Origin of the sequence: Actinomadura fibrosa (genome assembly GCF_900659615.1) — a bacterium.
GTDB lineage: Bacteria > Actinomycetota > Actinomycetes > Streptosporangiales > Streptosporangiaceae > Spirillospora > Spirillospora fibrosa.
Genome location: NZ_CAACUY010000432.1, coordinates 1 through 4,362, shown reverse-complemented (window position 1 = coordinate 4,362; position 4,362 = coordinate 1). Strand labels below are relative to the sequence as shown.

Here is a 4,362-nt window from a genome sequence, read left to right as displayed (position 1 = left end):
CGCCGTGCTCGGCAGCGCGGCGGCGATCGACGCCGCGCGGGGCGGCGCGACCGTGGACGCGGCGATCACCGCGTCGCTCGTCGCGCTGGTCGTCTACGGGCTCGTGCGGCTGGCGGACCGGGCGGACGACACGGCGGCGGCGCGGCTGCCGCTCACCATGGCGGCCGTCGCGCGGGAGCGGCTGCGCATCGCGGCGGAGCTGGACGAGGGGCTCGGCGAGGGGCTGCGGACGATCGCGGAGGGCAGCCGGCGAGCGCTGGACCGTCCCGAGGAGATCGCCGGGGTCCTGGACGTGGCGCGGCGCTCCCTGAACGACGCGCGAGCCGCCGCGGCCGATCTCCGGAGCATGTCCCTGGCGCCGGAGGTGGCGGCGGCGCGCGCGCTGCTGGAGGCGTCCGGCGTCGAGGTGGACGTGGAGATCGGCCATACCGAGCCCCTAGGCCCGGCCGGAGCGCTCCTCGCGACGGTGCTGCGCGAGGCGGTCACGGACGTCGTGCGCGGAGACTCGGCCAAGCGATGCCTCATCGAGACGTCGGAGGACGGCGGCGACGTCCGGTTGCGGGTCGTGAACGACGGCGTCCGGACGGCGGCGCGCGGCGAGGAGGGGCTGGAGCAGGCGGCGGACCGCGTCCGGTCGGCGGGCGGGACGTTCAGCACCGGCCTCGGGCACGACGGCCGGTTCACCGTGGAGGCCGGTGTGGCGGCGGGGAGGCGGCCCGTCGACCTGCCGGACCGCGCCGCCTACCGGCTCTCGATCACGCTGCTGGCGGCGGTCCTCGCGGGCTTCTCGGTGAAGGGCCTGCTCCAGATCCCGTGGGGGCCGGCGTGGGCGGGCGCCGCGGCCGGCCTGCTCGTGGTGTCCGCCGTCCAGCTCGTGTGGACGACCGGCGGGCGGCCCCGCGCGTGGCCGGTGGCGCTGGCGGTGGTGAGCTTCGCGCCGGTCCCGGTGATCGGGCAGGCGTGGCTCGGCGTCGCGGGGTTCCTCGCGGGGACGCTGCTCGTCGGGCTGCCGCGGCGGGCCGCGGTCCCGCTGGTCGCGGCGGTGGCGGCGGGCGTGGCCGGGACGGGGGCCGCGCTCGGCCTCGGCACGGCCGCGACGGTGAACTACGCGCTGAGCACGCTGGTCACCGGGCTCGTGGTGGACGGGCTGGTCCGGCTCGCGCGGATCGTCCGGGACCTCCAGGCGGCGGGCGCCGCCCTGGCCCGCGCCGCGACCGTCCAGGAGCGGCTGCGCGCGGCCCGTGACCTGCACGACCTGCTCGGCCACAGCCTCGCGGCGATCCTCCTCAAGTGCGAGCTCGCGCGGCGCCTGGCGGACCGGGACCCGGGGCGGGCGAAGGCCGAGCTCACCGAGGCCGTCGAGATGGCGGACCGGGCCCGCGCGGACCTCCGTACCGCCACCGGCGGGAACGCCGAACTGTCGCTGGACGGGGAACTACGGTCGGCGCGGTCGGTCCTCGCGGCGGCGGGCGTCGAGGTCACGGTGGAGGCAGGCCACGCGGAACTGTCGGCGGAGGCGTCGTCGGTGCTCGGTATCGCGTTGCGGGAGGCGGTGACGAACGTCCTGCGGCACAGCGCCGCGCGGCACTGCACGATCATCACCGTCCGGGACGGCGCCGCCGTGCGCCTGACCGTGGAGAACGACGGCCTCGACCCCGGCGCGGCCCGGACCCCGCCCGGCTCCGGCATCGGCAACCTCACCACACGCCTGGCCGCCCACAACGGAACCCTCACAGCCCGAGCCGACGGCAAAGGCAACTTCCGCCTGGAGGCGGTTGTGAAGCCCTAACCTGCGGCCGGTCGGGACTGCGTTAATACAACCAGCCGGCTTCGTGGGCTATGCGGGCGGCGTCGGTGCGGTTGCGGGCGTTGAGCTTGGTGACGACGGCGGTCAGGTAGTTGCGGACCGTCCCGGCCGACAGGAACAGGCGCTCGGCGATCTCGGGCGGCTCGGCCCCCTCGGCGGCGAGCCGCAGGACGTCGGTCTCGCGCGGGGTGAGCGGGTTGTCGGCGAGGTCCCAGGCCGTGAGGGCCAGCGACGGGTCGAGGACGCGGCCGCCCGCGGCGACCGTGCGGATCGCGGCGGCCAGCTCGTCCGGCGGCGCGGTCTTCAGCAGGAACCCGCGGACGTGCGCGGCCAGCGCGCGGCGCAGATGGCCGGGCTTGCCGTGCCCGGTGAGGATCAGCACCCCGGTCTCCGGCAGCGCCTCCGCCAGCGCGGCGGCCGCGGCGAGACCGTCCAGGCCCGGCATGTCGACGTCCAGGACCGCGACGTCCGGACGGGCGGACCGCGCGGCGGGCACCACCGCGTCGCCGCGCTCGACCTCGGCGACCACGGTCAGGTCGGGCTCCAGCGCCAGCAGCGCGGCGAGGGCCCCGCGCACCACGTGGTGGTCGTCGGCCAGCAGCACCTTGATCACAGGCCATGTCTACCAGGGCCCCGTCACGGCCGGACCCGTGACGAGGTCACGGGTGACCGGTGACGGCGTCTCTGGCCCGGGAACGCCCAGGTCAGAAGACTGATGGGCATGGAGACGACGGTGGATGAGCGTCCGCGGGTCGGTGCCGCGGACGGCGGCGCGGCGGTCCGCATGGACGCGGTGAGCAAGGTGTACGGCAGGGGCAGGGGCGCGGTGGCGGCGCTGCGGGAGGTCACGACGGCCGTCCCGCGCGGCCGGTTCACGGCCGTCATGGGGCCGTCCGGGTCGGGCAAGAGCACGTTCCTGCACTGCGCGGCCGGGCTGGACACCCCGACGTCCGGGACGGTGCGGCTCGGCGGCACCGAGCTGTCCGCGATGGACGAGACGCGGCTGACGGAGCTGCGCCGGGAGCGGGTCGGGTTCGTGTTCCAGGCGTTCAACCTGGTGCCGTCCCTGACGGTGGAGAAGAACATCACGCTGCCGCTGCGGCTGGCGCGGCGGCGCGTGGACCGGGCCTGGCTGGACGAGGTGGTCGCGCGCGTCGGCCTGGCGGAGCGCAGGGCGCACCGCCCGGCGGAGCTGTCCGGCGGCCAGCAGCAGCGGGTCGCGATCGCCCGTGCGCTCGTCACCCGCCCGGACGTCGTGTTCGGCGACGAGCCGACCGGCGCGCTCGACACGATGACGGCGCGGGACGTCCTGACCCTCCTGCGCGAGACGGTGGACGGCATGGGGCAGACCGTCGTGATGGTCACCCACGACCCGGTCGCCGCCTCCTACGCCGACCGGGTGCTGTTCCTCGCGGACGGGCGGATCGTCGACGCGATGGACGCGCCGTCCAGCGACCGGGTCGCCGCCCGCATGACGCGCCTCGGAGCCTGGACATGACGGCCCGCAAGGCGAGCCTCGCCGGGGCGTTCGCCGCGCTGCTCTGCGCCGCCGCCCTCGTGTGCGCCTGCGGCGTCCTCCTCGACACGGGCCTGCGCGGCTCGATCGCGCCCGAGCGGTACGCGGGCGCGCCCGTCGTCGTGACCGGCGACCAGTTCGTCCACCAGACGACGGTCAAGAAGAAGGGCAAGGTCAAGCACAAGGCCAAGGGCATCGCCGAGCGGGCCTGGCTGCCCGCGCCGGTCGCGGACCGCGTCCGGTCCGCGCCGGGCGTCCGGTCGGTGATCACGGAGGTGAGCTTCCCTGCTGAGATCGCGGGCACCGAGGGCGGCCCGGGCCGGGAGTCGCTCGGCCACGGCTGGGAGTCCGCCGCGCTCACGCCGTTCACGCTGCGCGAAGGGCGTCCTCCCGCCGCCGACGACGAGATCGTCGTGGACGCCGCGACGGCCCGCGCACGGAACCTGCGGCCCGGCTCGCGGGTGGACGTCGCGTCCGCCGAACCCGGCGCGTACCGGGTGGTCGGCGTGACCCGGCAGTCGCTCACCGACCAGACCGCGATCTTCTTCTCGACGGCCCGCGCCGCGAAGCTGTCCGGGCGTCCCGGCATGGTCAGCGCGATCGGCGCCACCGGTTCCGCGAAGGCGGTGCGGGACGCGGTGCGCGGCACCACCGCCACCGTCCACACCGGCGGCGGCCGCGGCCGGGCCGAGTTCCTCGGCGCCGAGCGGGCCCGCGTCAAGCTGATCAGCATGGGCGGGGCGCTCGGCGGGACGGCGCTGCTCGTGGCGGTCATCGTCGTGTCCGGCGCGTTCGCGCTGTCGGTCCAGCAGCGGGAACGGGAGATCGCCCTGCTGCGCGCCATCGCCGCCACGCCCCGCCAGGTCCGCCGTATGATCGGCCGCGAGGCGCTGCTCGTCGGCCTCGCCGCCGGACCGCTCGGCGCCGCCGCCGGGCTGCCGCTCGCGTTCTGGCTGCGCGACCGGTTCCGCGGCCTCGGCGCGCTGCCGCCCAATCTGGACCTCGTCGTCGGCCCGTTCCCGCCCGCCGCCGCGGTGCT

Annotated in this window: 4 protein-coding genes; 3 read left to right on the top strand and 1 reads right to left on the bottom strand. The window is 76.5% G+C overall.

The genetic code is table 11. From position 1 onward, the window contains the following. Positions 1–1,789, top strand: a 1,789-nt coding sequence (locus E1300_RS47920; protein WP_131763901.1) for a sensor histidine kinase, incomplete at its 5' end; no start/stop codon positions are given. A gap of 22 nt (positions 1,790–1,811) precedes the next feature. Here the strand turns inward: E1300_RS47920 and E1300_RS47915 are convergent. Next, positions 1,812–2,420 (bottom strand): response regulator transcription factor, encoded by a 609-nt coding sequence (locus E1300_RS47915; RefSeq protein WP_131763900.1) that lies wholly within the window; start codon positions 2,418–2,420, stop codon positions 1,812–1,814. A gap of 108 nt (positions 2,421–2,528) precedes the next feature. Between E1300_RS47915 and E1300_RS47910 the strand changes: the two genes are divergently transcribed. Both E1300_RS47910 and E1300_RS47905 read left to right on the top strand, forming a co-directional pair. Further along, on the top strand, positions 2,529–3,305 hold the full coding sequence (locus E1300_RS47910) for an ABC transporter ATP-binding protein (RefSeq protein ID WP_207400421.1): 777 nt from the start codon (positions 2,529–2,531) through the stop codon (positions 3,303–3,305). Further along, positions 3,302–4,362 (top strand): ABC transporter permease (locus E1300_RS47905; protein ID WP_131763899.1); only part of this gene is annotated, 1,061 nt, incomplete at its 3' end. The genes E1300_RS47910 and E1300_RS47905, both read left to right, overlap by 4 nt.